We start from the raw sequence: 26,266 nt of genomic DNA, 5'->3' as shown, positions 1-26,266 counted from the left end.
TCAGGACATCTCCTCGGCAAGGCGGACCATCGTCCGGACGCTGTGGTCGATCTCGTCGCGCGTGTTGAACAGATGCGTGGTGATGCGTGCCGCGTAGTGCTGGTGCGGGGATCCGGGGACGTCGAACTCGGTCCAACGGGTCCAGATCCGGTGCTCGGTCTCCAGCCGTTTGACGAAGGTGATGAACTTCTTGATGTTCCAGGCGTCCTCGGGGCGACGGAACGGGTTGAACGCGATCAGCGGTGAGCGCAGCCGGGGGTCGACGCCGGGGGAATACATGGCCTTCTCGCCGAAAGCCTCGATCAGCCGGCCGCGCGCGTACTCGGCGAGATCCATGACGTACCGCTCGATGCGGTCCCGCCCGATGTCGTCCCACAGCTCGAAGGCGCGGGTCAACGCGGCACCGCGAGCCAGGTTGGCGCTGCCGGCGCTCTGCAGGTAGTCGCCCATGTTGTAGCTGGCCACCTCGTTGGTGGTACGCGGCGGCGGGCTGCCCATCATCGGGTACCAGGTCGAGATGAGCGGCCAGAAGGTCGGCAACGGCAGCGGGTTGGACTCGGGGACGACCTTGTTGCGGGCGTAGATCAGGCCGGTGCCGAGGGGCCCGCACTGGAACTTCGAGCCGGAGCAGGTGATGAAGTCGGCTCCGTAGTCGCGCAGGTTGACGTCGAGCATGCCGGGGATCAGGGCGCCGTCGATGACGGTGGTCAGGCCGTGCCGGTGCGCCAGTTCGCACAGCTGCCGGACGGGGAACATGGTGCCGGTGAAAAGGGTGATCGCCGCGAACGACAGCACCTTGGTGCGCGGCGTGATCGCCGACTCGACCAGATCGACGATCTCCTCGGCCCGTACGTCGTGGCCCGACGGCGGGGTGACGGTGCGCACCACGATGCCGTGCCGGTTACGCAGCAGGTTGAAGTTGGACAGCACCGAGTAGCACTCGTGGGTGGTGGTCACCACCTCGTCACCCGCACGCAGGTCCAGTCCGTGGATGACCCGGGCGACGCCCTCGGTCGCGTTGTGGCAGATGACGATCTCGTCCTCGTCCACGCCGAACGTCTTGCCGATGAAAGCCCGGTACTCGGTGAACATGGCCGGCCGGTAGACGTCCAGGAGTCCGCCGGTCCACTGTCGGGTGACTCGGTCGACGGTGTCGAGGACCTCGTACGGCATGGCGCCGACGGTTCCGGTGTTGAGGTGCACGGTCGTCGGGTCCAGGGCGAACAGTTCCCGGATGCGGGTCCACGACGCGGTGCGCAACGGGCTCGGCGGCACCGACGCCGGGACGGTGGCCGAGCCGGGGGACTCCACGGTATGGCTCACGGTGATCCCTTCGTAGCCGACGGCGGGTCCGGAGGCCGCACAGGCGGCGGTCCGGGCCGACGTTCAGAACAATCACTTTCTCAAGTTAAAAGCGCTCACGCTATCGCGCGAGTTGCGGTCAACGGGATCTAGCGCTGCCATCCACTTCATTCCGGTATAGCATCCGAGCAGGCGTGTGCGGCAGTCGCGATCGGGCCCCGGAGGAGACATGGACAGGTTGCAGTCGGCGCTGGCCCTCTACCAGGAGGCGATGGGGTACACCTATGCGGCGGCGCTGCGGGCGGCCGCGACAGTGAACGTCGCCGACCACCTGGCCGACGGGCCGCGCACCGCGGCCGAGTTGGCCGCCGCCACCGGCACCGACGCCGACGGGCTGCGCAGGGTGCTGCGACTGCTCGCCGCGCGGGACGTGGTGCAGGAGCACGAGGGCCGGTTCGCCCTCACCGACAAGGGCGCCGCGCTGCGGTCGGACTCCCCGGTGCCGGCGCGGGCCGGCATCCTCATGTTCACCGACACGATGTTCTGGACGATGAGCCACCGGGTGACCGACGCGATGGGGGCGCACCGACCGGCGTTCGACGAGATCTTCGGGCGTTCGCTGAACGACTACTTCGACAACGACGCGGAGATCGAGGCGCTCTACTACGAGGGCATGGAGACGGTCAGCGCCGCCGAGCACCTGATCCTCGCCCGCACCGGCCTCTTCCCCGATACCGGCACGGTCGCCGACGTCGGCGGCGGGCGGGGCGGCTTCCTGCTCACCGTGCTGCGCGAGCACCCCGGGCTCCAGGGAATCCTGCTGGACCGCGCCGAGGTGGTCGCCCGTCATCGGCTCGACGAGCCGGACGTGGCCGGGCGCTGGAAGGTCGTGGCCGGTGACTTCCTCGGCGAGGCACCCCACGCCGACGTGCACGTGCTCAAGCGGATCCTGCACAACTGGGACGACGAGCGGAGCGTACGGATCCTGACCAACTGCCGCCGCGCGATGCCGGCGCACGGCCGGGTGCTGGTGGTCGACGCGGTCGTCCCGGAGGGCAACGACCCCCACCAGAGCAAGGAGATGGACTTCATGATGCTTGCCGCGCGCACCGGGCAGGAGCGTACGGCCGCCGAACTCGAACCGTTGTTCACCGCCGCCGGCCTTCGCCTGGAGCGGGTGGTGGCCACCCGGTCGGCGATGTCCGTAGCAGTCGGCGTGCCGGCCTGAGCGGGGAGGTCGTCGAACCGTGCCGGATCCCCGCCCACGTCCCCGCCACGGCGGCACGTTGCGCTTCTACGGCCCCGGCGGGCTTGACCACCTCGATCCCGCCGCCGCCTACTACGCCTTTTCCCACCAGGTGATCCGGCTCTTCGCCCGACAGCTGTTCAGCTATCCGACCACGGAGGACGCGCGGGCGCTGGTGCCGATCCCGGACGTCGCCGCCGAGCTGCCCACCGTCGCCAACGGAGGGTTGAGCGCCGACGGCCGGCGCTACACCCTGCGGCTGCGCGACGGGGTGTACTGGGACACCAGCCCGCACCGGGCGGTCACCGCCGCCGATTTCGTCCGTGGCTTCAAGCGGATGGCGAATCCGGTCGCCGGCGCGGGGGCCCTCGCCTACTACACCAGCACCATCGCCGGGATGGCACAGTTCGCCGAGGGTTACCGGGCTCGCTTCGCCGGCCGCACACCCACCGCCGCAGAGCTCGCGGACCACCAGAACGGTCACCACATCGCCGGCCTGCGGGCGGTCGACGACCGGACGTTGGTCATCGAGCTGCGGAGGCCCGCCAACGATCTGCTCAACCTGCTGGCGATGCCGTTCGCCTCGGCGGCGCCGCACGAGTACGACCAGCTCGTCCCGGACAGCCCGGAGTTCGTCGGTCAGGTCCGTTCCAACGGTCCGTACCGGATCACCTCCTACGTCCCGGGCAGCCACCTCACCATGGCGCACAACCCGGCCTGGCGGCCCGACGCCGACCCGATCCGCCGCCGGTACGTGGACCGGATCGACGTCCGGATGGCCCGGGTCAGCGACGAGCGGGTCCGCGACGAGATCGCCAGCGGTCGGGCGGACCTGTCCTGGGGCGCCGCCGTGGGACGGCCACGCCGACGCACCGAGGCGGACCGCAACCTCGGCTGGGCCCTCAACCCCTACCTCGTCTTCAACCTGAACAGTCCGCGTGAGGCGGGCGCGTTGCGTCGACGGGAGGTTCGGCTGGCCATCGCGTACGCGATCGACAAGGCACGGTTGGTCCGGTTCTTCGACGACATGGGAATCGGCACGGTGACCCGTCCCGCGCACGGCGTCATCCCGCCCGGCAACGTCGGCCACCGTGACTACGACCCGTACCCGACCCCCGGCGACCGGGGTGACCGCGCGCGGTGTCGCCGACTGCTGGCCGAAGCGGGTTATCCGCACGGGCTCACCCTGACGATGATCTACCGGATCGACGCGGTGCACGGCCAGGTGGCGAAGGCGATCGCCGAGGACCTGGCCGCGGGCGGGATCGACTGCCGGTTGGTGGAGATCGACCAGACCGACGAGTACTACCGCATCCTCCAGGATCCGAAACGGGCGGCAGCGGGGGAGTGGGACATCACCCCGGCGGCCTTCATGCCCGACTGGTTCGGCAACAACGGCCGGTCCTACGTCCAGCCGATGTTCCAGAGCAACACCGCCGTCGGTACGGCGAACTACGGCGGCTACCACAATCCGTTGGTGGACGACCTGATCGACCGCGCCCTCTCCGCGCCCACCGAGGACTCGGCGGCGGCACTGTGGCACCAGGTCGACCGGCAGGTCCTCGCCGACGTGGCGATCGTGCCGATCCTGGTCTGCGAGCCGACCATCGAGCACTTGACCAGCGCGCGGGTACGTGACGCGATTCCCCTCCCGCACGTCGACCGCTGGTACGACGCGGCCAACCTGTGGCTGGACCCGCCGGACTGACTCGGCGTTAATGTCGTCGCGACTAATAGCAGGCTTGAATGATATAAGTAGCTTCTGTAGCTTGGTCCGGGCAAGATCTCGTGATTCGGCTGCCCGAGTTCGCTGTGACGCGACGGGAGAGAGCATGACAGGCAATCCAGCGCTGGCCATTGAGACCCATGAGCTGGTGAAGGTCTACGGGGAGACGCGCGCCCTCGACGGGCTGGACCTCACCGTGCGTACCGGGACGATCCACGGTGTACTCGGCCCCAACGGCGCCGGCAAGACGACCGCCATGAAGATCCTGGCGACCCTGCTGCGGCCCACCTCCGGCAATGCCCAGGTGCTCGGTCACGACGTGGTGCGCGAGGCGTCGGCGGTGCGCCGCCGGATCGGCCTGACCGGGCAGACCATGGCGCTCGACGAGGACATGACCGGCCTTCAGAATCTGATCCTCGCCGGCCGCCTCCAGGGCCTGCGGCACCGCCCGGCTACCGCCCGCGCCGAGCGACTGCTGGAGGCGTTCGAGTTGACTGAGGTCGGTAATCGGCTGGTCAAGACCTACTCCGGTGGCCAGAAACGGCGCATCGACGTGGCCGCGAGCATGGTGGTAACGCACGAGCTGCTCTTTCTCGACGAGCCGACCACCGGCCTCGATCCGCGCAGCCGCAGCGAGGTCTGGCAGATGATCCGGGTGCTCGTCCAGGACGGCGGCACCGTCCTGCTCACCACCCAGTATCTCGACGAGGCCGACCAGATGGCTGACGACCTGACCCTGATCGACCACGGGCGGGTGGTGGCCCGCGGGACGCCCGCCGAGCTGAAGACCAGCCGCGCCGACGGCGTGCTGGAGGTGCTGTTGACGGATCCGTCCCGCCGCGCCGAGGCGGGCACGCTGCTCGCCCGCGCGATCGGCGCGGGCGTGGATGCCGAGTCCGACCCGTCCCGGCTGCTGGTGAAGATTCCCGACGCCGACCAGGCCGCGCGCGCCCTGGGCGAGTTGGCCCGCGCGGGGATCAGCGTCGAGGACTTCACGCTGGGGCAGCCGTCGCTGGACACGGTGTTCCTCGCGCTCACCGGTCACTCCACGCTGGACGACACCCGAGAAGAGGAAGCGGAGGTTCGGGCATGACATCATCCAGCACCCAGGCTCGGCCGGCGGCCGAGATCCCCGGTCGGTCGGTGCCCAGTCTGCAACGGCCACCCGCTCCGGGTGCCCTCTTCGCCTGCCGTACATTCGCCTGGCGGACGTTGATCAAGCTGAAGTACGTCCAGGACCACCTCGGTACCGCCGTGGTGTTCCCGGTGATCCTGACGCTGGTCTTCACGTATCTGCTCGGTGGCGCGATCGCCGGGACGCCTGGGGAATATCTGCAGTTCTTCCTGCCCGGCGTGATCGTTCTGTCGCTGGTGGCGTCGAGCATGATGAGTGCCCTGACGCTCAACCGCGACATCGCGACCGGCATGTTCGATCGGGTCCGCTCCACTCCGATCTGGCAGCCGGCGGTGCTGGTCGGCACGATGGGCGGCGACGTCCTGCGGTACGCGCTGACCTCGGTCGTGCCGCTGGCGTTGGGCCTGCTGCTGGGCTTCCGCCCGGACGGCGGCTTCGCCGGTGTGGTGCTCGCACTGCTCTACCTGCAACTGTTCACCTTCAGCGTGAGCTGGTTGTGGATGTTCTTCGCGGTGTTGATCCCGCAGCCCACGGCCGCGGCCGGTGTGGTCAACCTGCTCCAGTTCATCCTGCTGTTCGGCAGCAACATCCTGGCCCCCTCCGAGACCATGCCGGGCTGGCTCGAGGCGGTGGTGAAGCTCAACCCGGTCACTCATGCGGCGACCACCACCCGTGGCCTGATGCACGGTGATCTGTCTGGCGGTGATCTCACGGCGGGTCTGCTCGCCTGTGCGGCGCTCATTGTCGTGTTCGCGACGCCGACCGCCCTGCTCTACAACCGCAAGCAGCGCTGACCTCCGACGACGCCGGCCCCGGTTCCGTTGCGGGAACCGGGGCCGGCGTCGTTGGGCGGGTCAGGATCCGGAGTTGACCAGGGCGGCCCAGGTCTGGCCGCGTTCCTGGGCGATCCGCATCATCTCGGGGCTCGGCTCGAACTCCTCGGCGGCGTCCTCGGGGACGGGGACGCCGGGCAGGTCGCCGCGCAGGAACATGCTCAGGAAGTCGAGGGCCATCTCCCAGCCGACGGCCACCTCGATGAGCATCAGGTCGGAGACCGTGGCGTGCTCCAGTTCGAGCAGCGTGCCGGAGCCGTCTTCGCTGAGCCGCAGTTCCACCTCGCTGTCGGGCTTGTCGCCGTAGATCCAGCTGAGGGTGAGCAGCCGCGGCGGCTCGCAACGCAGAATGTCGCCGTGGGCGTTGCCCGGCAGGTCGAAGGTGCCGCCCTGGCGTAGGTCCCCCTTCGGCTCGATGAACCAGCGATTGATCCGGTTCGGGTCGGTGCAGGCGCTCCAGACCTCCTCGATGGGCGCGTCGCAGCGCTGCCGGATGATGACGCTGCGGGCGTCGCCGGCGGGGATCGAACGGCGGCCGATGAGCCGCTCGGTCGGCTGGCCGGAGGCCACCGGGTTGTTGAGGTCGCTCACTTCGCCGTCACCTCCTCGATCCTCTTCTCGAAGGAGGCGAGGATCGTGGGCCATCCCTTGTCCATGCCGTTGCGCACCCGCTTGGCGTGCTTGGTGCCCATCCGGTCGAAGTGGGTGTGCTCGACCTCGACCCGGGTCTTCTTCTGGCCGTCCGGCATGAACGTCACCGTGAACTCACTGGCGTTGTCCGGGTCGATGCGGCCGAAACCGTTGAGTCGCCAGCCGACGGCCAAGGTGTCCGGTGCGTCCACCGTGCGGATCAGGCCAAAGGTGTGTTCCTCGCCCTGCTCGTCGATCTCGTAGAGTCGGCCGCCCTTCTTGGGGTCGACGCCCAGGGGCGCGCCGACCTTGGTGGTGCGGAAGTTCTCCGGCCACCACTGCGGGAAGTCCTCCAGGAACACCTTGAAGGCGGTCTTGCGGTCGGTCTCGACCGTGACACTGTGCCGGACGAACGGATCGTAGTTCGGCGGTTTCGGCTTCCGGGCGGTGGTGCTCTTGGCCGCTGTGCGCGTGGCGGACGCGGTCTTCTCCTGTGGCATGTCTCCGTCCTCACTGTCGCTGTGCGGGAGGTGGACGGTCCGCGTGACAGCGGCTCGACCACCTCTCCATAAGTCGACGCAAACGTAAGCCGCAGTTTATACGTATTCCGCCCGGTCGGCTCGATATGCGGTGGACACGCGGGGTTCAGGAGCCCCATCGCAGGTAGGCGGGTGCCGGCCGGCCGGGGATCAGGCGCAGCGTGGCGTGGTCCAGGCCCAGGGTCTCCCGCATCGCGATGTTCTCCCCTGGCCACTTGGGGTTGTCCAACTCGTCGAAGGCGATGATGCTGCCCTTGGTGAGGTGCGGACGGATCGCCTGCAGCACCGCCTTGGACGGTTCGTAGAGGTCCAGGTCGAAGTAGGCCAGCGCGATGGCCGTCTGCGGGTTTTCCGCCAGGTAGCGCGGCACCGTCTCGCGTACGTCCCCCTCCACGAGCACGCTGCGCTGGGTCACGTGGCCGAAGAACTCGCTGCACTCATGGGCGTCGAGGACCTCCCGCAGGTACGCCGGGTAGCCCCCGGGAGTCGCGAACCGGCCTTCGTAGGCGGTCGGACCGACCATGTCGACCTCGTTGACGTCCGGAAACCCGGTGAAGGTGTCGAAGCCGACGATGCGCCGCAGCGGGTTGTATGGCTCGTAGAGGCCACGCAGCGCGGTGAAGGTGGCGAGGTGGCGGCCGTACCGGACACCGAACTCCATGATCACGCCGGGTACGTCCAGGACCTCGCGGTAGAGGTGGTCCATGGAGAGCAGGTCGGTCAACTGGTGCCGGCGCAGGAAGAGGGGAAGGTTGTTGACCAGTTCCTCGGTCGGGATGGGGGAGTTGGTCAAGAGCTTCGTCAGGCGCTGAGTCGTGTCCGTCTCCTCGGCCGAGTCGTGCACGAAGGCGCGCAGGTCCTGACCGTCACCGCTGCCCATAGAGGCCTCCCAGACGTAGATCACTTTATATTTTCAAGCGTAGTTCGGAAGCCTCGGCTGGCACAACCTGGTGAGGTTGCTTGTCACGCGAGTTGCGCAAGCCGGGACAATGTTGATCCGTAAGGCTTGTGCTAGATATGAGTAAAGTGGACTGTTGACCCCTGAAAGGCGAGTGATCGACGTGCGTGTGCTGTTCGCCAGTCTCGGAACACACGGCCACACCTACCCGCTCCTGCCGTTGGCCGCCGCCGCTCGGGACGCCGGCCACGAGGTCACCTTCGCCACCGGTGAGGGCTTCGCCGAGACGTTGCGTGCCCAGGGCTTCGAGCCGGTCGCCACCGGGATGCCGGTCTTCGACGGCTTCCTGGCGGCGCTACGGATTCGCTTTGACACCGACAGCCCCGAGGGGCTGACGCCGGAGCAGCTCAGCGAGCTTCCCCAGATCGTGTTCGGGCAGGTGATGCCGCAGCGCATCTTCGACCAGCTCCAACCGGTGCTCGACCGGGTGCGACCCGACCTCGTCGTGCAGGAGATCAGCAACTACGGCGCAGGCCTGGCCGCCACCAAGGCCGGCATTCCGACCATCTGCCACGGGGTCGGCCGCGACACCCCGGACGAGCTGACACGCTCCATTGAGGACGAGGTGGGCCGGCTCGCCGCTCAACTCGGCATCGACCTGCCGCCCGGGCGCATCGACGCCTTCGGCAACCCGTTCCTCGACATCTACCCGCCGTCGTTGCAGGAGCCGGCGTTCCGCTCCCGCCCGGAGCGGTACGAGATGCGCCCGGTGCCGTTCACCGAGCGGCCGGACGTCCCGGACTGGGTACTCGCGCGGACCAGGTCCCGGCCCCTGGTGTACCTGACGCTGGGCACCTCCAGCGGCGGCACCGTCGAGGTGCTGCGGGCCGCGATCGACGGCCTGGCCACCCTGGATGTCGACGTCCTCGTCGCGGGCGGCCCGTCGCTCGATCTCACCCAGCTCGGCGAGGTGCCGACCAACGTGCGGCTGGAGTCGTGGGTCTCGCAGGCGGCGCTGCTTCCCCATGTCGACCTGGTGGTCCATCACGGTGGCAGCGGCACCACCATCGGCGCGTTCGGCGCCGGTGTGCCGCAGCTCTCGTTTCCCTGGGCGGGTGACTCGTTCGCGAACGCCCAAGCTGTGGCCCAGGCGAAGGCCGGTGACCACCTGCCGCCCGACGGTGTCAACGCCGAGGCGGTGGCGGACGCCGCGAGGCGGCTGATCGCCGACGAGAGCTACCGGACGGCGGCGAAGGCGGTCGCTGCCGAGATCGCCGCGATGCCGGCCCCCGACGAGGTCGCCCGCCGGCTGCCCGAGTTCGCCGCGGGGCGGGCCGCCTGACCGCGCACGAACGGTGGATTTGACTCGGGGCTGTCCGAAGGCCGTTCACCGTCGTCCGGCGGTACCGACGCAGCTTGGCGGTCACCGGAGAGGATCGTCCGGAACCGCCTAGCCGTCCGTGCCGCCGGACCGACGGCGGGTCCGGCGGTCGGACGGCGACTCGCCACTGTCGGGTCGGCGGCGGGAGCGACCCCGCGCGATCTCCGTGCTCAGGGCGTCGAGGCGCTGGTTCCAGAAACTGCGATAGCGCTCCAGCCAGTGGTCCAGTTCCTGTAGCGGCGCCGGATCGACGGCGTAGAGGCGGCGGGTGCCCTGCGGGCGCACCGTTGTGAAGCCGTTCTCCCGCAACACCCGAAGGTGCTGGGAGACACCGGGCTGGGAGATTCCGAACTCGCGTTGCACGATCGCGCCGACCTCGCCGGCCGACATCTCGCCGTCGGCCAGCAGCTCGATGATGCGGCGGCGGACGGGGTCGCCCAGGACGTCGAACGCGTGCACGGCACAACAATATCAGACGGTGGTTATAAAGGCGGCAGGTCGGCGGTTGTCCCGGCACCGCCGAACCAGCTCGCCACCGGGTCGACGACCGGTGGTGCCGGGAGGGGGAGGAATGTTCGGGCCACAGCACGCCGCAGTGTACGAAGCGACCTACCGTAGCCGGGGCAAGAGTTGGCAGGCAGAGGCCACCGACGTGGCCGACCGGATACTGGCCGTCCGTCCGGGTGCGACTCGGCTGCTCGACGTCGGCTGCGGCGCCGGAGCGCACCTGGAATCGTTCGCCGACAGGTTCGCCCACGTCGAGGGCGTGGAAATCGCGCCGGCCATGTTGGACGTGGCCCGCCGCCGGCTGCCCGGGGTGGCGCTGCACGCCGGTGACATGCGTGATTTCCGGCTCGGTGTCACTTTCGACGCGGTGACCTGCCTCTTCACCGCGATCAACTTCCTCGGCACGGTGGCTGAGATGCGGGCGGCCGTCGCCACGATGGCCAGGCATCTCGCGCCCGGCGGCGTGCTGGTGGTGGAGCCCTGGTGGTTCCCGGATCGGTTCATCGACGGTCACCTCGGCGGTGACCTGGTGCGGGAGCCGGACCGGGTCGTGGCTCGGGTCTCGCGCTCGACCCGGCAGGGGCGGCTCACCCGGATGGAGGAGCGCTGGCTGGTGTGCGACGCCCACGGCATCCGCGAGTTCACCCAGGTCGGCCTGCTCGCGATGTTCACTCGTGACGAGTATCTGGACGCGTTCGCCGCCGCCGGATGCGAGGGGTCATATGTGACCGGTTGGTTAACTGGACGAGGCCTTTTCGTGGTCACTCGTACCGCCGAACCGTCGTCGAACTGAACGGATCTGGCGGGGGCGGACCGCGGCCGACCCAGTCCTACGATGGGAGACGGGAAAGGTGGAGTGGTCCGGTGGATGAGTAACCCGGGAAACGGATGGACCCGACCGCCTCCTCGGCGTCACAACCTCGCTCTACGGATCGACGAACCGGCCAATAGTACGGTGCGTCGGCGCCGGTTCGCATGTCATCGTCGCATTCACTGCAACCGATCAGCATGACGTTGGACGTTTGTCGGCCAGACGGATTGATCCTGTTTCGTCGGCAGATACGACGAAAGATTCAGCCCGAGTGCCGGCACCCGCCGATGGTGCAGGTGGACGGGCGGCATCCGGCGGTTCAGGGCATGGCAAGGTCCATCCGAGGAGCGACGTGACACACACCGACGCACGACCACACCACCTGCCGGCACTCACCGGTTATCGCTTCTTCCTCGCCCTCACCGTGGCGGCGGTGCACCTGCTCTCCACGTCGCAGCTTTTCGCCAGCGAGGCGCTGCAACTCGGGATGGGCCTGACCACGCCGTTGGCGTCGGCCGCCCTGGCCACCTTCTTCACCCTCAGCGGTTTCGTGCTGACCTGGTCGGCGCCGGCTATGGACCGGGCCATCCGGTTCTGGCGTCGCCGGTTCTGGAAGATCGTGCCGCTGCACGTGCTCGCCTGGGGTGTCGCGGTGGCGTTCGTCCTGGTCGCCAGCGCGCCGTCGCCGGTCAGCGGATTCTCCACCGACCTGCGGCCCGGCCCGGCGGTGGCGAGCCTGCTGCTGGTGCAGGGTTGGGTGCCGTCATGGGACTACCTGTCCTACCTGAACGCCCCGGCCTGGTCGATCTCGACCGAGGCCTTCTTCTATCTGTTGTTCCCGTTGCTGCTGCCGCTGGTGCTGCGCATCCCGGCCGAGCGGCTGTGGCGCTGGTGTTTCGCGATCATCGGGGGGATCCTGCTGATCTCGGCACTGAGCCCGCTGCTGCCCGGCGTCGCCCAACTGGACTGGTTGCCGTTCAACCTCACCGAGTACTGGTTCGTCTACACCTTCCCTCCGGTCCGGCTGCTGAACTTCCTACTCGGCATGGTGCTGGCGCGCATCGTGCAGACCGACCGCTGGCGGCGGGTCGCCCGGTGGAAGCTGGTGGTCTCGACGATCCTGGCGTTCCTGCTGACCCCGATGCTGCCGTTCACCTTCATCTTCAGCGCGGCGCTGTTCCTGCCCCTGTTCGCGTTGGTGGCGAACCTGGCCCACGCGGACCTGGAGGGTCGCGGTCGGGTGCTGCGCTCCCGGCCGTTGGTCGCCCTGGGCAACGCGTCGTACGCGCTGTACATCATCCACTTCCCGATCATGCTGATCATTCGGCATCTGATCGGTGCGGACCAGCGCTTCGGCGCCGGGGCGGGTTTCCTGGTCGCGGGCGCGATGTTGCTGGTGTCGATCGCCGTCGCGATCGGTCTGCACCGCTGGGTGGAGGAACCGCTCCGTCGCCGTTACGCACGGGCCCGCGTCGCTGGGGACCGGCCCAGCCTCGGCGGGCAGGTCCGCCCAGCCACCGTCGTGCCCGGACAGGCCTGACCGCACCCTGAACCCCTCCATGACCGTACGGGCGGCACTGCGGTGCTCCGGCTACCGGGCGACCAATCCGTCATCAGCCTGCGCCGTCCACCAGGGGTTGCGCCGGGCCCACTCGACGGTGTGGCGCAGGCCGGTCTCCAAGGGGGTCTCAGCGCGCCAGCCGAGCAGGCTGGCGGCCTTGCCGCAGTCCGGTACGCGCCGCGGGATGTCCTGGTAACGGGCCCCCAGGCCGGCGCCGGTGTCCGCCGTCCGGGCCGATACCGTCACCCCGGCCACTGCGGCGGCCAGCCGGATCGCCTCGGCCACCGGCGTTTCGACGGTGTTGCCGATGTTGAAACACTCGCCGACCGCCCGCGGGTGCGCCGCCGCGAGCAGGGTCGCCTCGGCAGCCTCGTGCACCCAGGTGAAACAGCGGGTCTGCCGGCCGTCGTCGTACACCACCGGTGGATCACCGCGTAGCAGTCGGGCGATCGTGCGACTGAGCACGTACGCGGGCCGCTGCCGCGGGCCGTAGACGTTGAAGTACCGCAGCACCACCACCGGCAGTCCCTCCTGCCGGTGGTACGCGAAGGTGAGGTGCTCCGCCGCGGCCTTGCTCGTCGCGTACGACCAGCGGTCGGTCGCGGTGCTGCCGAGCACCCGGTCGTCCTCTTCCCGCCACGGCACCCGGGGGTTGCGTCCGTACACCTCGCTGGTGCTGGAGACCAGCACCCGGGCACCGGAGCGCAGGCCGGCCCGTAGAGCGTTGCGGGTGCCGTCCACGTTGACCTCGACGACGTCCAGGGGCCGGCTGAGATACCGGTCGACGCCGACGACGGCGGCGAGGTGGTAGATCTCGTCCATGCCGGTGGCGGCAGCGGTCAGCGCCGTCGCGTCACGGACGTCGCCCCGTACGTGCCGGATGTCGGCGGCTGCTCCGGCCAGGTCCGGCGGCGGGTCGGCGGAATCGTAGACCACCACCTCGTCACCCCGGTCGAGCAGGCGTTGCACCACGTGACTGCCGACGAAGCCGAAGCCGCCGGTCACCAAGGACCTCGGCACGATGTCACCTCCCGATACCGCGATAGGCGAAGCCGAGCCGAAGCACCTCGCGGACGCGCGCCGGCGTCAGGTGCATGCGCCCGTCGAAGAACAGGCAGGGGCGGTGCACCTGAGTGGCCAGGGTGCTGAGGTCGAGGTCGTGGAACTGGCGGTGTCCGGCGAGGAAGGCGAGACAGCCGGCCCCGGCGACCGCCTCGGCCAGGCTCGCCGCCGGTGCGAGGCCGAAGCGGGCCTCGATCTGCGCCGGGTCGGCGAGCGGGTCGAAGATCCGGACCCGGAAACCGGCCTCGCGCAGCGCCGCCACCACGCCCAGTACCGGGGTGTTGCGGACGTCTCCGGTGTCGCTCTTGAAGGCCGCGCCGAGCACGGCGACCGTGGTGTCCGGCCGGTCCAGGCCGAGCTTGAGCAACTCGTCGGCGATCAGCGAGGCGGTGTAGCGGGGCATGTCGTCGTTGACCGCCCGGGCGGTCTCCACCGTGCGTAGCGGGACGCCTCGGCTGCGGCCGTCCCGCCAGGCCATCCACGGGTCCTTGGTGAGACACGAGCCACCGACCCCTACCCCGGGCATCAGCAGGTTGACCATGCTGCTGCCCTTGGGCAGGGTGTTGGCCGCGCCGGTCACGTCCAGGACGTCCACGCCGAGCGCCGAGCAGTACCGTGCCAGCTCGTTGGCGACCGCCACGTTCGCGTCGATCCACCAGTTGGTGGCCAGCTTGACCACCTCGGCCGCCTCGGCAGACGGCACCTGATGGACCTCGACGCCCAAGCTGGAGCGCCAGAAGCGCTCGGCCGCCGCGGCCGAGCGGGGACCGACCCCGCCCACCACGACCGGCAGGCTGCGCACCTGGGCCAGGGCGGCGCCCTCCGCCAGCCGTTCCGGGCAGAAGGCGAGCCAGAAGTCGCATTCGCGGACCAGCCCACCGCGTTCCAGCAACGGCGCGACGAGGGTGCGGGTGGTGCCGGGGGAGACCGTCGACTTGACGATCACCAGCTGCCCGGCACGCAGGTGCCCCGAGAGCTGTTCGCAGGCCGCCACCAACTGGTCGGCGACCATCTCGCCCCGCGGGTCGGTCGGCGTGCCGACGGTCACCAGCACCACGTCGACGCCGGCCACCACGTCGTACGAACTGCTCGCGGTGAGTCGCCTGACGGCGCGGAGGTCGGCCACGGCGGCGGCGAGGCCGGGCTCGGGCAGCCGGCACCGGCCGGCCCGCAGGTCGGCCACCAAGGACTCGTCGCTGTCGATCGCCACCACCTCGGCGCCGCGTTCGGCGAGCGCGACCGCGAGGCAGGTGCCGACGTAGCCGGCGCCGACGACGGCGGCCTTCAGCGCGGACACGCGTCCGGAAACGGGATCGAATGGCATGGTTGTCCGGAACCGCCTTCCTGTTCACAGCGTCGCGGGCCGGTCACCGTCGGGCGAACCCGCCAGGTCACCGCCGTCATGCGATGGCCGGGGTGGCCGGCGCGTGACGGCTGACCGGCCGGGCCGGTCCTGACCAGCGCCCCGGTGCGACCCGGCCGATGAGCGTCTCGACCAGTCGGCACACCGGCCCGATCGCCAGCGCGGGTGGGTCGGTGGGGCGGGGAGGCTGGATCGCGATGCGGGCACGGGCCCCGCCATCCTGGGGAAGTTGCAGGTCCGCGGCGCCCACCAGATAACTGGTCGGCTCCTCGTCCACAAGGGCCCGGGCCACCGTGCTGTGACCGCGGACCAGCACGACCCGGGTGTGGTACGTGCCGGGACGGGCCACCACCGGCACGCCGGTGCCGCCGGCGGAGACCGCCCACGCCGTGGACGCCTCACTGGACTCGCCCGCCGCGCGCAGGCCCACCAGGACGAGGTCGTCGGGGGTGCTGTCGGGCAGGTGTAGCGCCAGCCGGGGGCGGACCACTTCGGTGCTCGTCCGGCGCAGCGCCTTGGCCAGGACATGGCAGGGCCGTCCGGCCAGCAGCCGTGCCAACTGGCGGAAGTGCCCGGGCGAGGTGCCGACGAGGCGGGTGAACTGGGTGGTGAACGTGCCGGCGCTGGTGTAGCCGACGTAACCGGTGATCGCGGACACCGTGAGGCCGGTGTGCAGCAGCAGTCGGCGGGCCTCCGCCATGCGCAGCGCGGCGAGGAACCGGGCCGGAGTCATCGAGGTCACGTCCCGGAAGAGCCGGTGGAAGTGGAACGGGCTGAAGGGAACCACCCGGGCCAGGTCGGCAAGCTGCAGTGGCTCCGCGAGATGACCGCGCATGTATTCGATGGCCCGTGCCGCAGCGGCAGCACGGGAGTGGTCAACCGTGCTCCGCGTCACGCCTGGCGTCGTTTTCACGTGCACTCCCTGGGAGTCGATCGGGCACCGTTGTGGATTGTGCGCGGCTGTGCTTGACGTTTTCTTGATTGCTGGCTGGGGTGGTCGGCCGGCAATTCGTGGGCCAGCCGAGCAAGTTGAGAGAAGTAACTCCGATGATCGCCGTGAAACATTGATCGGGTACCGACACAGCGACACTGGTCCCGTATGGGGCTGATTATTCAGCGGGGTCCAATTTGCCGAATCGTGTCGGCTTTATTGCGGATGACGCGCGTCAGGAGTAATCATGCCCGTCAACTGGCGAACCATTCGTCAGAACCTTCTGACCCCGAAAACAACCGAGGCCAGCTTCGCCACTCGTGGGTTTGTTGCCCGCGACGAGGCCAGCCGCGAGCTGCTGGAGTCCGTCGGCGTCCACTTCCTCACCGGCTTCCGGTACGCGGTGGGTGAGCGGGGCCCCGTCGAGGCCGCGGCGCGGCTGGAGACGGTCGAGCCCGACCTGCGGGGCTTCGCGTACGAGGGTGCTGCGATGGGCTTCGCCGTGCTGGACGGGTTGACCGGTGGCCGCCGGCTGGCCCGTTTCCTCGCCGGTCCCGCCGATCGGCACGTCTACATGGTCCATGTCGGGCTGGGGTGGGCGATGGCCCGGCTGCCCCGCTGGCGGTGGCGGGCTGTCCAACCGACCGGCCGCCTGCTGAGCTGGCTGGCCCTCGACGGATACGGCTTCCACCAGGCGTACTTTCACACTCAGCGATACGTGCGGGAACGCCACCGGGACCGAATCGGCTCGTGGCCGGGAGATCCTGCCGGGCGGTGGACCGGTCAGGTCATCGACCAGGGCGTCGGGCGGGCGTTGTGGTTCGTGGCGGGTGCCGACCCCGACCGGGTCGCCGACACGATCGACCAGTTCCCCGTCGAACGGCGCGAGGACCTGTACAGCGGGACCGCGCTCGCCGCCACATACGCCGGCGGCGCCCGCCGCGAACTGCTGCTCCGGCTGGCTGAACGGGGCGTGGCGTACGCACCGGCCTTGGCTCAGGGCAGCGCGTTCGCCGCGCAGGCCCGTCGGCGTGCCGGCCTGATCAACGAACACACCGGCGTCGCCACCGAAGTGTTCTGCGGCACCTCCGCGGCGCAGGCCGCCGAGGTGACCGAGAACGCGTTGGACGGCCTCGACCACGACGGGCCGATTCCGGCCTACCTGGTTTGGCGGCAGCGGATCGCCCAGCAGTTCGTGACCTTGGGGAGGTGCTGACCCTTGTCGGCAATCAGAAGGATGCTCCGCAGGCAACTGGCCGGGGCGGTGGCGTTGGTGCTGCTCGTCGGCACCTATGTGGCTGTCCGGTTGCCAGAGGCGAGCGCCGACGAGCGGCGGGTGATGGCGCAGTCCTACCGGTTCACGCCCTTGTCGCTGACCATGCCGGGTGGGCTGCCGCAGCAGTCGATCCGCCAGGTGAACGGCGCGTACCGGCACATCGCGGCGTGGATCTCCTCGGTCGGGGCGGGTATCGCCATGAACGACCTGGACGGCGACGGGCTCGCCAACGATCTCTGCGTCACCGACCCGCGCATCGACCGGGTCGTGGTGTCGCCGGCACCGACGGCGGGCGCGGACCGCTACCAGCCGTTCGTGCTGGACCCGGCGCCGCTGCCCACCAACCCGCACATCGCCCCGATGGGCTGCCTGCCCGGCGACCTCAACGGAGACGGCCGCACCGACCTACTGGTCTACTACTGGGGTCGCACACCGGTGGCGTTCCTGGCGCGGGCCGACGCGACCGCCCTGTCCCGCGACGCCTATGTGGCGGTCGAGTTGCTGCCCGACCGGGTGCCGGCCGGCGGCACCTACACCGGTCCGCAGTGGAACACCAATGCCGCGACGCTGGCCGACTTCGACGGTGACGGCAACCTCGACGTCTACATCGGCAACTACTTCCCCGACAGCCCGGTTCTCGATCCCGGCCAGCACGGCGGGGTGACGATGAACCGGTCGATGTCCAATGCGCTCAACGGTGGCGAGGACCACGTGCTGAGGTTCACCGGCGGCAGCGCCGGCCCGGAGCCCAGCGTCTCGTACGCCGAGGTGCCGGACGTCTTCACCGCTGACGTGTCGCGGGGCTGGACGCTCGCGGTCGCCGCCAACGACGTCGACGGCGACCTGCTGCCGGAGTTGTACATCGCCAACGACTTCGGCCCCGACCGGTTGCTGCACAACCGATCGGAGCCGGGCCGGATCGCCTTCGCCCTGGTGGAGAGCAGCGGGCTACCCGGGTTGACGCCCAAGTCGAAGCGGGTCGGCCACGACTCGTTCAAGGGCATGGGCGTCGACTTCGGCGACTTCAACGGCGACGGCATGTTCGACCTGTACGTCGGCAACATCACCACGTCGTTCGGCATCCAGGAGAGCAACTTCGCCTTCGTCAACACGGCTGGCGACACCGACGAGCTGCGTGCCGCGCTGCGCGCGGGCAAGGCGCCGTGGCAGGACCGCAGCGCCGAGCTGGGCCTGGCCTGGAGCGGCTGGAGCTGGGACGTGAAGTTCGCCGACTTCACCAACCGGGGCCGGCCGGACATCGTGCAGACGGCGGGCTTCGTCAAGGGAGAGGTCAACCGCTGGGCGCAGTTGCAGGAGTTGGCCACGGCCAACGACGAGCTGCTGGCCGATCCGCGGTGGTGGCCACGGGTGGAGCAGGGCGACGACATCGCCGGCGGCCAGCACCTGGTCTTCCATGTGGCCGGCGACGACGGCCGGTACGAGGACCTGAGTGTGGAACTGGGGCTGGCCGAGCGGGTGCCCAGCCGGGGTGTCGCGGTCGGTGACGCGGATGGCGACGGCCGGCTCGACTTCGCCGTGGCCCGGCAGTGGGACGCACCCGTCTTCTACCACAACGACAGCGCGGCGACCGGGGCCAACCTGACGCTGCGGCTGCTGCACGACCAGCCGCGGGCCGCCGACCCGCTCGCCGGTGCCGGGTCACCGGTGATCGGCGCGCAGGTCCGGGTGACCACCCCGGACGGGCGCGTGCTGATCGACCGCGTCGACGGCGGTAGCGGCCACTCCGGCCGGCGCAGCAACGAAGTTTCGGTCGGCCTCGGTGAGGTGACTGGTCCGGTCACCGTGCGGCTGAGTTGGCGCGACCGTGAGGGCACCTTCCGGGAGCAGGAGCTGCGGCTCACCCCCGGGCGGCACACCCTCGCCCTCGGTACCCAGGCACGGGAGGCTTCGCGATGAGTCAGCAGCGTACCCACCAGAAGGACCCGCGGATCGTCACCGCGCTGCGCAGGTTCGCCATTTCCATCACGGTCCTGAACATCTTCGGATACACCGTGCTCGGGTTCGAGCAGGCCTGGGCGTGGCCACTGCTCGCGCTGGCGGTGGGGTACAGCGTCGAGATCCTGCTGGAGACGATCGGCGCGTGGGCCGAGGAGCGCCGCGCCCGTTACCTCGGCGGCGGCGCACGCGGATTCATCGAGTTCCTCTACCCGGCGCACATCACCAGCCTCGCCGTGAACATGCTGCTTTACGTCAACGACCAGGTGCCGGTCATGCTCCTGGCGGTGATGATCGCGATCAGCGGCAAGTGGCTGTTCCGAGCGCCGGTCAACGGCCGGCTCCGGCATCACATGAACCCGTCGAACTTCGGTATCGCGGTCGCGCTGCTGCTGTTTCCGTGGATCTCCATCGCACCGCCCTACCAGTTCACCGAGCACCTCACCGGCGTCGGCGACTGGATCGTTCCGGCGGCGATCGTGGTCTTCGGGACGCTGCTCAACGCCAAGCTCACCGGCCGCATGTGGCTGATCGCCGGCTGGCTCGGGGTGTTCGTCCTCCAGTCGGTGTTCCGTGGCCTGGTGCTCGACACCTCCATCGTCGGCGCGCTGGCCACCATGACCGGCGTGGCGTTCGTGCTGTTCACCAACTACATGATCACCGATCCGGGGACGACGCCGTCGAAGCCGTGGTCGCAGTTCGCCTTCGGTGGGAGTGTCGCTCTGGTCTACGGCGTGCTCACCGGCGCATCCATCGTGTACGGGCTGTTCTTCGCCACCGCGATCGTCTGCCTGATCCGTGGCGGCTTCCTGTGGTCGCTGCACGCGGTGCGCCTCGCCGCGCGACCGCAGCCCACCGATGTCGGCGCTCTGGACGGCAAGGTGCCGGCCACTGTGACACGCGAGATGGTGCGGGCATGAGTCGGATAGCCGTAGTCGGCCTGGCCTGCCGGTTTCCCGACGCCGTCGGACCCGGCCAACTCTGGGAGAACGCCCTCGCCGGGCGGCGGGCGTTCCGCCGGCTGCCCGACGAGCGGATGCGCGCCGAGGACTACTGGTCGGCGGACCCGACCGCGGCCGACCGCTACTACGCGGCCAACGCCGCGGTGATCGAGGGGTACGAGTTCGACCGGGTCGGCTTCAAGGTCAGCGGCAGCACCTACCGGTCCACCGACCTGACCCACTGGCTGGCGCTGGACATGGCCGCGCAGGCACTGGCCGACGCCGGGTTCGCCGAGGGCGACGGACTGCCCCGCGAGCGTACGGCCGTCGTCGTCGGTAACACGCTGACCGGCGAATTCACCCGGGCGGGGACGATGCGGCTGCGCTGGCCGTACGTGCGGCGGGTGGTGGGTGCCGCGCTGGGCGAGCAGGGCTGGGACGACGAGCGGGTGGCAGACCTCCTCGCCGCTCTGGAGTCCTCCTACAAGTCGCCGTTTCCGGAGGTGACCGAGGACAGCCTCGCCGGTGGCCTGTCCAACACCATCGCCGGTCGCATCTGCAACTACTTCGACCTGCACGGCGGTGGCTACACGGTGGACGGTGCCTGCGCCTCGTCGCTACTGTCCGTGCTGACCGCCTGTCGCGACCTGTCCGACCAGGACGTCGACGTGGCGATCGCCGGTGGAGTGGATCTGTCGATCGACCCGTTCGAGATGGTCGGCTTCGCCCGCACCGGCGCCCTGGCCAAGGATGAGATGTACGTTTACGACCGCCGGTCCAACGGATTCTGGCCGGGTGAGGGCTGCGGCATGGTCGTGCTGATGCGGGAGCGGGACGCGCTCGCGCAGGGTCGCCGCATCTATGCCACGGTCGCCGGCTGGGGTGTTTCCTCCGACGGACGTGGCGGCATGACCCGACCCGAGGCCGACGGCTACCGGTTGGCGCTGCGCCGCGCGTACCAGCGGGCCGGTTTCGGCGTGGAAACCGTGCCGCTGTTCGAGGGGCACGGCACCGGGACAGCGGTGGGCGACGCCACCGAACTGAGGGCGCTCGGCGCGGAACGACGGTCGGCCGACCCGCAGGCCGCACCCGCGGCGATCGGCTCCATCAAGGGCATGATCGGTCACACCAAGGCGGCGGCCGGCGTGGCTGGGCTGATCAAGGCCGTACTCGCGGTGCACCATCAGGTCATCCCGCCGACCGTCGGTTGCACCGATCCGCACGCCGAACTCGGCGGTGACCGGCCGGCGCTGCGGGTGGTCCGCCAGGCTGAGCCCTGGCCGGACAACGCCCCGCAGCGGGCCGGGATCACCGCGATGGGGTTCGGCGGCATCAACACCCACCTGGTGATCGACGGGCCGGTCCGTCCGCGTCGCCGGCAGATGGACCGGCGTACCCGGCAACTCGCCCGGTCGGCGCAGGACGCTGAGCTGCTCCTGGTGGACGCCGACGGCCCGGACGCCCTGCGGGAACGGCTGGAGCAGCTACGGTCGGCGGTGGCCGGGCTCGCCTTCGCCGACCTGGCCGACCTGGCGGCGACGCTGCACCGGCAGCAACGTGGGCGGGCTTACCGCGCCGCCCTCGTGGCCCGTACCCCCCGGGAGGCCGAGCGGGCGCTCGAGGCGGCGGCTGCCGCGCTGGCACCCGGTGCCCCGGGCAGGCTGGTCGACCCGGGGCGGGGTGTCTTCGTCGGGCGGGTCACCCGTCCGGTCCGCGTCGGGTTCCTCTTTCCCGGCCAGGGGTCCGGTCAGGGCTGGGGCGGCGGCGCACTGCGCCGGAGATTCACCGAGGTGGACGACGTCTGGCGGGCCACCGGCGACGTCCCGGGCGGTGACCGTGCCGCGAGCGCCGCGACCGCCGCCGCCCAACCCCGCATCGTCACCGGGTCGGTCGGCGCGTTGCGGGTGCTCGACGCGCTCGACATCGATGCCACCGTCGCTGTCGGGCACAGCCTCGGCGAGTTGACCGCCCTGCACTGGGCGGGCTGCCTGGACGAGGGTGAGCTGCGGGATCTGGTCGCGGCGCGGGGGCAGCTCATGGCGAGCCTGGCCCGGCCCGGTGCGATGGCCGGCGTCATCGGCGACCCGACGGAGACCGCCGCCCTGCTGGACGGCACGGGCGCGGTGGTGGCCGGCTACAACGGCCCCCGACAGACGGTGGTGGCCGGCACTGACGACGCCGTCGGCGAGGTGGCCCGGCGGGCCTCGCTGGCCGGGCTGGCCTGCACCCGGCTGGATGTCTCGCACGCCTTCCACTCGCCGCTGATGGCGCCTGCGGCCGAAGCCTTCGGCGAACGGCTGCGGTCGTGCCGGTTCGGCCCACCGTTGCGGCGGGTGGCCTCGACGGTGACCGGGATCGTGCTGCCACCGGACACCGACCTGGTCGAGCTGTTGCACCAGCAGATCGAGGCGCCGGTGCGTTTCACCGTGGCACTGGCCCGTGCCGCAGTCGAGGTCGACCTGTTCGTCGAGGTGGGGCCGGGGCAGGTGCTCACCCGGCTGGCCCGCGACCAGATGCCGGACCTTCCGGCGCTGGCGCTGGACACCGACGCCGAGTCTCTCGTCGGCCTGCTCACCGCCGTCGGCGCGGTGTACGTGTTGGGCGGTCCGGCCAGCTATCCGGCGTTGTTCGAGGACCGGTTCACCCGGCCGTTGGACCTGGAACGGCCGGGCACCTTCTTCGCCAACCCCTGCGAGTCCGCTCCCCAGGTGGCGGTGCCGGCCACCGCCGCGTCGCCCACGCCGACCGCCGAGGTCGCGCTCCCTGCGGACGACGGGGCCTTGGAGTTGGTCCGCCAGCTGGTGGCGCAGCGGGCGGAGTTGCCGGTGGAGGTGCTCCACGAGGACAGTCGCCTTCTCGACGATCTGCACATGAGCTCGATCACCGTGGGGCAGATCGTCAGCGAGGCGGCGCGTGCGATGGGGCTGTCGGCGGTGTCCGTGCCGACCAACTTCGCCACCGCCACCCTGCGGGAGATGGCCGAGGCGCTGCAAGCCCGGGGGCGTGAGGACACCGCCGGACGGGCCGATGTCGTCGCCGGGGTCGCGCCCTGGGTACGAACATTCGTCGTCGACATGGTCGACGAGCCGGTGCCGGCGGGCGAGCTGGCCGGCACCGGGGGCAGGTGGGAGGTCTTCGCCAGTCCCGGCCATCCGCTCGCCGAACCGCTGCGGCGCGCGCTGGAGGAGGCCGGACTCGGCTCTGGCGTCCTGATCTGCCTGCCGGACGACCCCGACGAGGCGTACCTGGAGATCGCGGTACGCGGTGCCCAGGCCGCGCTGCGGCAACCCGCCGGCGGCCGGCTGGTGCTGGTGCAGCCGGCGGCACGGGGTGGGGCGCTGGCAAAGACCGCCCGACTGGAGGGCGACCGGCTGCGGACGACGGTGGTGACGGCGCCGCTCGGACCGGACACTGTGGACCAGGTGGTGGCCGAGGTGGCCGGCACCGTCGACTTCACCGAGGTGACGTACGACGCGGCGGGCATCCGCCGGGTGCCGATGCTGCGGCCGACTCCGGTCGATTCCCGGCCGGGTCCGCTGCCCCTGGGGCCGGAGGACGTGCTACTGGTGACCGGTGGCGGCAAGGGCATCACCGCCGAGGCGGCCGCGATGCTGGCCCGGGAGAGCGGTGGCCGGCTGGCGGTGGTCGGTCGTTCCGACCCGGCCACCGACGAGGTGCTGGCCGCGAACCTGTCCCGGCTCCGTGACTCCGCCGGCGACCTACGTTACCTGCGGCTGGACGTCACCGACGCCGCCATGGTGGCCGCCGCCGTCGCCGACCTCACCGCCGACTGGGGCCCGGTGACCGCCGTGCTGCACGGCGCCGGGCTGAACACCCCCACCGCGCTGGGCGACCTCGACGAAGCCGCGGTGCGCCAGGTGTTCGCGCCGAAGGTGGGCGGGCTGCGGGCGGTGCTCGCCGCGATCGACCCCGCGCGGCTGCGGCTGCTCGTGACGTTCGGCAGCATCATCGGGCGGGCCGGGCTGCATGGCGAGGCGCACTACGCCGCCGCCAACGAGGCGCTCGCTGAGCTGACCCGGGATGTCGCGGCCACCTACCCGGGGTGCCGCGCGGTCTGCCTGGAGTGGTCGGTGTGGTCCGGCGTCGGCATGGGGGAGCGGCTGTCGGTGGTCGAGGCGCTGAGTGGCCGTGGCGTCACCCCGATCGGCCCGGAGGACGGACTGCGTGTCCTGCGCGAGGTGCTCTCCGACGACACGTTGCCGCCGGTGGTGGTGGTCACCGGGCGTACCGGTGGGCTGGAGACCCTGCGGTACCACCGACCGGACCTGCCACTGCTGCGGTTCACCGAGCGACCTCTCATCCGCTACGACGGTGTGGAACTCGTCTGCGAGGTGGATCTCGCGCCCACCACCGACCCGTACCTGGCCGATCACCAGCTCGACGGTGACCTGCTCTTCCCCGCGGTGCTCGGCCTGGAGGCCATGGCCCAGGTCGCCACGGCGCTGGCCCGCCACCCGGGGGTGCCGGTCATCGAGGACGTCAGGTTCGACCGGCCGGTGGTGGTCGACCCGCAGGACGGTGTCACGATCCGGGTCGCCGCGTTGGTCCGGTCGGCACAGGTGATCGACGTCGTGATCCGCAGCGCCGCGACCGGGTTCGCGGCGGATCACTTCCGGGCCCGCATGCGGTTCGCGCCGGACGGGTCGTACCCGGAGGACACCGCCGCACCGAGGCAGACGGAGCTGCCGGCGCTGCCCCTGGAACCCGCTCACGACCTCTACGGTGACCTGCTGTTCCAGACCGGTCGGTTCCAGCGGCTGCACGGCTACCGACAGGTGGCGGCGCGGCTCGTGGAGGCGGAGGTGACCACCAGCGACGCGGGCGAATGGTTCAGCCGCTTCCTACCGGGCCGTCTCGTGCTGGGCGACCCCGGTGCCCGGGACGCGTTCATGCACGGCATCCAGGTGTGCGTGCCGGACGCGACGCTGTTGCCGGAGGGCATCGACCGGATCTGGTCCGCCGGTCCGAAGCTCTCCGCCGCCGAGACGGTGACCATGACCGCCTGGGAACGGGAGCAGCATGGCACCGGCTACGTCTACGACGCGGTGGTCCGTGACGCGACCGGCACGGTGATCGAGAGTTGGACGGGGCTTCGACTGCGCGCGGTACGCCCACACGCACCGGCCGCGGGGTGGCCGGCGGTGCTGCTCGGGCCGCTGTTGCAGCGGCGTCTGGCGGAGGTGTTCACCGGGGACATCGCGGTGGTTGCCGCGCCGGGCGGTGGGCCGCGCGATGCCGACACACTGCTGTCCCGGGCGGCCGGCCGGCCGGTGGTCGTACGGCACCGACCGGACGGGCGACCCGAGGTCGACGGCATGCGTGAGGTGTCGGTGGCGTACTCCGCGGCACTGCGCCTCGCGGTGGTCGGTGGCGCCCCGCTGGCCTGCGACGTCGAGCCGGTGGCGGTCCGTTCGGCGGACGCCCGGCGCGGCCTGATCGGTCGGCACGGGCCGCTGGCGGCGCTGCTCGTCGCCGAGGTGGGTGACACGCCGGACCTCGCGGCGACCCGGGTGTGGTGCGCGACCGAATGCCTGCAGAAGGCGGGGCACACCGGCGGTCCGTTGACCCTGGTGTCCGGCGCCGCCCCGGACGGGTGGGTGGTGCTGGACTCCGGTGGCGTGCGGATCGCCACCCGGGTGTGCACGGTGGCGGGTGCCGCGGAGCGGGTCGTGGTGGCGGTCCTCAACGGGACGGAGGGGTGACAGTGTCGCGCTACTACGAGTACCACCACACCATCGGTTTCGAGGAGACCAACCTCGTCGGCAACGTCTACTACGTCAACTACCTGCGCTGGCAGGGCCGGTGCCGGGAGATGTTCCTGCACGAGCACGCGCCGGAGGTGCTCGACGAGCTGCGGGGCGACCTGAAGCTGTTCACCCTGAAGGTCGACTGCGAGTTCTTCGCCGAGCTGGCCCCGTTCGACCGGCTGGCGGTACGCATGCGGCTGGCCGAGCTGACCCAGACGCAGATGGAGCTGGCCTTCGACTACCTGCGGATCGCCGACGACGACCTGCTGGTGGCCCGGGGGCGGCAGCGGATTGCCTGCATGCGTGGGCCGAACGGGCGTACCGAGCCGGCCCGCGTACCGGTCGGCCTGGTCCGGGCGCTGTCACCGTTCCGCGGTGCCGGCGTCGGGGTGGGGTGACC

Annotated in this window: 20 protein-coding genes; 12 read left to right on the top strand and 8 right to left on the bottom strand. The window is 70.4% G+C overall.

The genetic code is table 11. The annotated features are described in order from the left end of the window. Window positions 1-1,329 (bottom strand): aminotransferase class V-fold PLP-dependent enzyme, encoded by a 1,329-nt coding sequence (locus IEY61_RS20900; RefSeq protein ID WP_189047032.1) that lies wholly within the window; start codon window positions 1,327-1,329, stop codon window positions 1-3. A 202-nt stretch (window positions 1,330-1,531) separates the two neighbouring features. Between IEY61_RS20900 and IEY61_RS20895 the strand changes: the two genes are divergently transcribed. The 4 genes from IEY61_RS20895 to IEY61_RS20880 all read left to right on the top strand — a co-directional run bounded on the left by IEY61_RS20895 (window position 1,532) and on the right by IEY61_RS20880 (window position 6,203). Further along, a complete protein-coding gene (locus IEY61_RS20895) occupies window positions 1,532-2,530 on the top strand; it encodes a methyltransferase (protein WP_189046913.1) in 999 nt (332 codons plus the stop codon). Window positions 2,531-2,549: 19 nt separating this feature from the next. Beyond that, window positions 2,550-4,256: an ABC transporter substrate-binding protein gene (locus IEY61_RS20890; protein ID WP_189046911.1), complete on the top strand. Its 1,707-nt coding sequence runs from the start codon at window positions 2,550-2,552 to the stop codon at window positions 4,254-4,256. A gap of 124 nt (window positions 4,257-4,380) precedes the next feature. Continuing rightward, the gene (locus IEY61_RS20885) at window positions 4,381-5,367 is read left to right on the top strand and encodes an ATP-binding cassette domain-containing protein (RefSeq protein WP_189046909.1); all 987 of its coding nucleotides are present in this window, start codon (window positions 4,381-4,383) and stop codon (window positions 5,365-5,367) included. Then, window positions 5,364-6,203, top strand: coding sequence for an ABC transporter permease (locus IEY61_RS20880; RefSeq protein WP_189046907.1), 840 nt, complete (start codon window positions 5,364-5,366; stop codon window positions 6,201-6,203). Before IEY61_RS20885 ends, IEY61_RS20880 begins: the two co-directional genes overlap by 4 nt. Before the next feature lie 60 nt (window positions 6,204-6,263). Here the strand turns inward: IEY61_RS20880 and IEY61_RS20875 are convergent, their stop codons facing one another. The 3 genes from IEY61_RS20875 to IEY61_RS20865 all read right to left on the bottom strand — a co-directional run bounded on the left by IEY61_RS20875 (window position 6,264) and on the right by IEY61_RS20865 (window position 8,291). Beyond that, window positions 6,264-6,833 (bottom strand): SRPBCC family protein, encoded by a 570-nt coding sequence (locus IEY61_RS20875; protein ID WP_189046905.1) that lies wholly within the window; start codon window positions 6,831-6,833, stop codon window positions 6,264-6,266. Continuing rightward, the gene (locus IEY61_RS20870; RefSeq protein ID WP_189046903.1) at window positions 6,830-7,372 is read right to left on the bottom strand and encodes an SRPBCC family protein; all 543 of its coding nucleotides are present in this window, start codon (window positions 7,370-7,372) and stop codon (window positions 6,830-6,832) included. Before IEY61_RS20870 ends, IEY61_RS20875 begins: the two co-directional genes overlap by 4 nt. 145 nt (window positions 7,373-7,517) lie before the next feature. Beyond that, the gene (locus IEY61_RS20865; RefSeq protein WP_189046901.1) at window positions 7,518-8,291 is read right to left on the bottom strand and encodes a class I SAM-dependent methyltransferase; all 774 of its coding nucleotides are present in this window, start codon (window positions 8,289-8,291) and stop codon (window positions 7,518-7,520) included. A gap of 154 nt (window positions 8,292-8,445) precedes the next feature. Here IEY61_RS20865 and IEY61_RS20860 point away from each other — a divergent pair, with 154 nt between their 5' ends. Beyond that, on the top strand, window positions 8,446-9,651 hold the full coding sequence (locus IEY61_RS20860) for a glycosyltransferase (protein ID WP_505820605.1): 1,206 nt from the start codon (window positions 8,446-8,448) through the stop codon (window positions 9,649-9,651). Window positions 9,652-9,759: 108 nt separating this feature from the next. On the opposite strand, the gene IEY61_RS20855 is transcribed toward IEY61_RS20860, so the two are convergent. Beyond that, window positions 9,760-10,149 carry an ArsR/SmtB family transcription factor gene (locus IEY61_RS20855; RefSeq protein WP_189046899.1) on the bottom strand — a complete coding sequence of 130 codons (390 nt, stop codon included), beginning with the start codon at window positions 10,147-10,149 and terminating at the stop codon, window positions 9,760-9,762. 112 nt (window positions 10,150-10,261) lie between these two features. On the opposite strand from IEY61_RS20855, the gene IEY61_RS20850 reads away from it, so the two are divergent. After that, window positions 10,262-10,990 carry a class I SAM-dependent methyltransferase gene (locus IEY61_RS20850; RefSeq protein ID WP_189046897.1) on the top strand — a complete coding sequence of 243 codons (729 nt, stop codon included), beginning with the start codon at window positions 10,262-10,264 and terminating at the stop codon, window positions 10,988-10,990. 370 nt (window positions 10,991-11,360) lie between these two features. After that, window positions 11,361-12,548 carry an acyltransferase family protein gene (locus tag IEY61_RS20845; protein WP_189046895.1) on the top strand — a complete coding sequence of 396 codons (1,188 nt, stop codon included), beginning with the start codon at window positions 11,361-11,363 and terminating at the stop codon, window positions 12,546-12,548. A 51-nt stretch (window positions 12,549-12,599) separates the two neighbouring features. On the opposite strand, the gene IEY61_RS20840 is transcribed toward IEY61_RS20845, so the two are convergent. The 3 genes from IEY61_RS20840 to IEY61_RS20830 all read right to left on the bottom strand — a co-directional run bounded on the left by IEY61_RS20840 (window position 12,600) and on the right by IEY61_RS20830 (window position 15,907). After that, a complete protein-coding gene (locus IEY61_RS20840) occupies window positions 12,600-13,589 on the bottom strand; it encodes an NAD-dependent epimerase/dehydratase family protein (protein WP_189046893.1) in 990 nt (329 codons plus the stop codon). 4 nt (window positions 13,590-13,593) lie between these two features. Next, complete coding sequence (locus tag IEY61_RS20835; RefSeq protein ID WP_189046891.1) at window positions 13,594-14,955, bottom strand: nucleotide sugar dehydrogenase; 1,362 nt, start codon at window positions 14,953-14,955, stop codon at window positions 13,594-13,596. A gap of 76 nt (window positions 14,956-15,031) precedes the next feature. After that, window positions 15,032-15,907: a helix-turn-helix domain-containing protein gene (locus tag IEY61_RS20830; protein WP_373293189.1), complete on the bottom strand. Its 876-nt coding sequence runs from the start codon at window positions 15,905-15,907 to the stop codon at window positions 15,032-15,034. A gap of 265 nt (window positions 15,908-16,172) precedes the next feature. Between IEY61_RS20830 and IEY61_RS20825 the strand changes: the two genes are divergently transcribed. The 5 genes from IEY61_RS20825 to IEY61_RS20805 are packed head-to-tail and all read left to right on the top strand — an operon-like array spanning window position 16,173 to window position 26,264. Then, entirely contained in the window at window positions 16,173-17,141 is a 969-nt protein-coding gene (locus tag IEY61_RS20825; protein ID WP_189046886.1) for a DUF1702 family protein, read from the top strand. A 3-nt stretch (window positions 17,142-17,144) separates the two neighbouring features. Next, on the top strand, window positions 17,145-19,118 hold the full coding sequence (locus tag IEY61_RS20820; RefSeq protein WP_189046884.1) for a CRTAC1 family protein: 1,974 nt from the start codon (window positions 17,145-17,147) through the stop codon (window positions 19,116-19,118). Beyond that, complete coding sequence (locus IEY61_RS20815) at window positions 19,115-20,077, top strand: enediyne biosynthesis protein (protein WP_189046882.1); 963 nt, start codon at window positions 19,115-19,117, stop codon at window positions 20,075-20,077. The genes IEY61_RS20820 and IEY61_RS20815 overlap by 4 nt, the downstream gene beginning before the upstream one ends. After that, window positions 19,969-25,821, top strand: coding sequence for a type I polyketide synthase (locus tag IEY61_RS20810; protein WP_189046880.1), 5,853 nt, complete (start codon window positions 19,969-19,971; stop codon window positions 25,819-25,821). The genes IEY61_RS20815 and IEY61_RS20810 overlap by 109 nt, the downstream gene beginning before the upstream one ends. Continuing rightward, entirely contained in the window at window positions 25,818-26,264 is a 447-nt protein-coding gene (locus tag IEY61_RS20805; RefSeq protein ID WP_189046878.1) for an acyl-CoA thioesterase, read from the top strand. The genes IEY61_RS20810 and IEY61_RS20805 overlap by 4 nt, the downstream gene beginning before the upstream one ends. Window positions 26,265-26,266 lie beyond the last annotated feature (2 nt).

The organism is Micromonospora sonchi (assembly GCF_014646235.1).
Lineage (GTDB): Bacteria > Actinomycetota > Actinomycetes > Mycobacteriales > Micromonosporaceae > Micromonospora > Micromonospora sonchi.
Note: the sequence above shows the minus strand (reverse complement) of the source record. Positions and strands in the feature narration are given on the sequence as shown.

Excerpts from the sequence above, each read along its gene's own strand:
- IEY61_RS20850 (WP_189046897.1), top strand. The coding sequence starts at position 10,262 with ATGTTCGGGCCACAGCACGCCGCAGTGTACGAAGCGACCTACCGTAGC.
- IEY61_RS20865 (WP_189046901.1), bottom strand. The coding sequence starts at position 8,291 with ATGGGCAGCGGTGACGGTCAGGACCTGCGCGCCTTCGTGCACGACTCG.
- IEY61_RS20895 (WP_189046913.1), top strand. The coding sequence starts at position 1,532 with ATGGACAGGTTGCAGTCGGCGCTGGCCCTCTACCAGGAGGCGATGGGG.
- IEY61_RS20880 (WP_189046907.1), top strand. The coding sequence starts at position 5,364 with ATGACATCATCCAGCACCCAGGCTCGGCCGGCGGCCGAGATCCCCGGT.
- IEY61_RS20885 (WP_189046909.1), top strand. The coding sequence starts at position 4,381 with ATGACAGGCAATCCAGCGCTGGCCATTGAGACCCATGAGCTGGTGAAG.
- IEY61_RS20835 (WP_189046891.1), bottom strand. The coding sequence starts at position 14,955 with ATGCCATTCGATCCCGTTTCCGGACGCGTGTCCGCGCTGAAGGCCGCC.
- IEY61_RS20825 (WP_189046886.1), top strand. The coding sequence starts at position 16,173 with ATGCCCGTCAACTGGCGAACCATTCGTCAGAACCTTCTGACCCCGAAA.
- IEY61_RS20870 (WP_189046903.1), bottom strand. The coding sequence starts at position 7,372 with ATGCCACAGGAGAAGACCGCGTCCGCCACGCGCACAGCGGCCAAGAGC.
- IEY61_RS20815 (WP_189046882.1), top strand. The coding sequence starts at position 19,115 with ATGAGTCAGCAGCGTACCCACCAGAAGGACCCGCGGATCGTCACCGCG.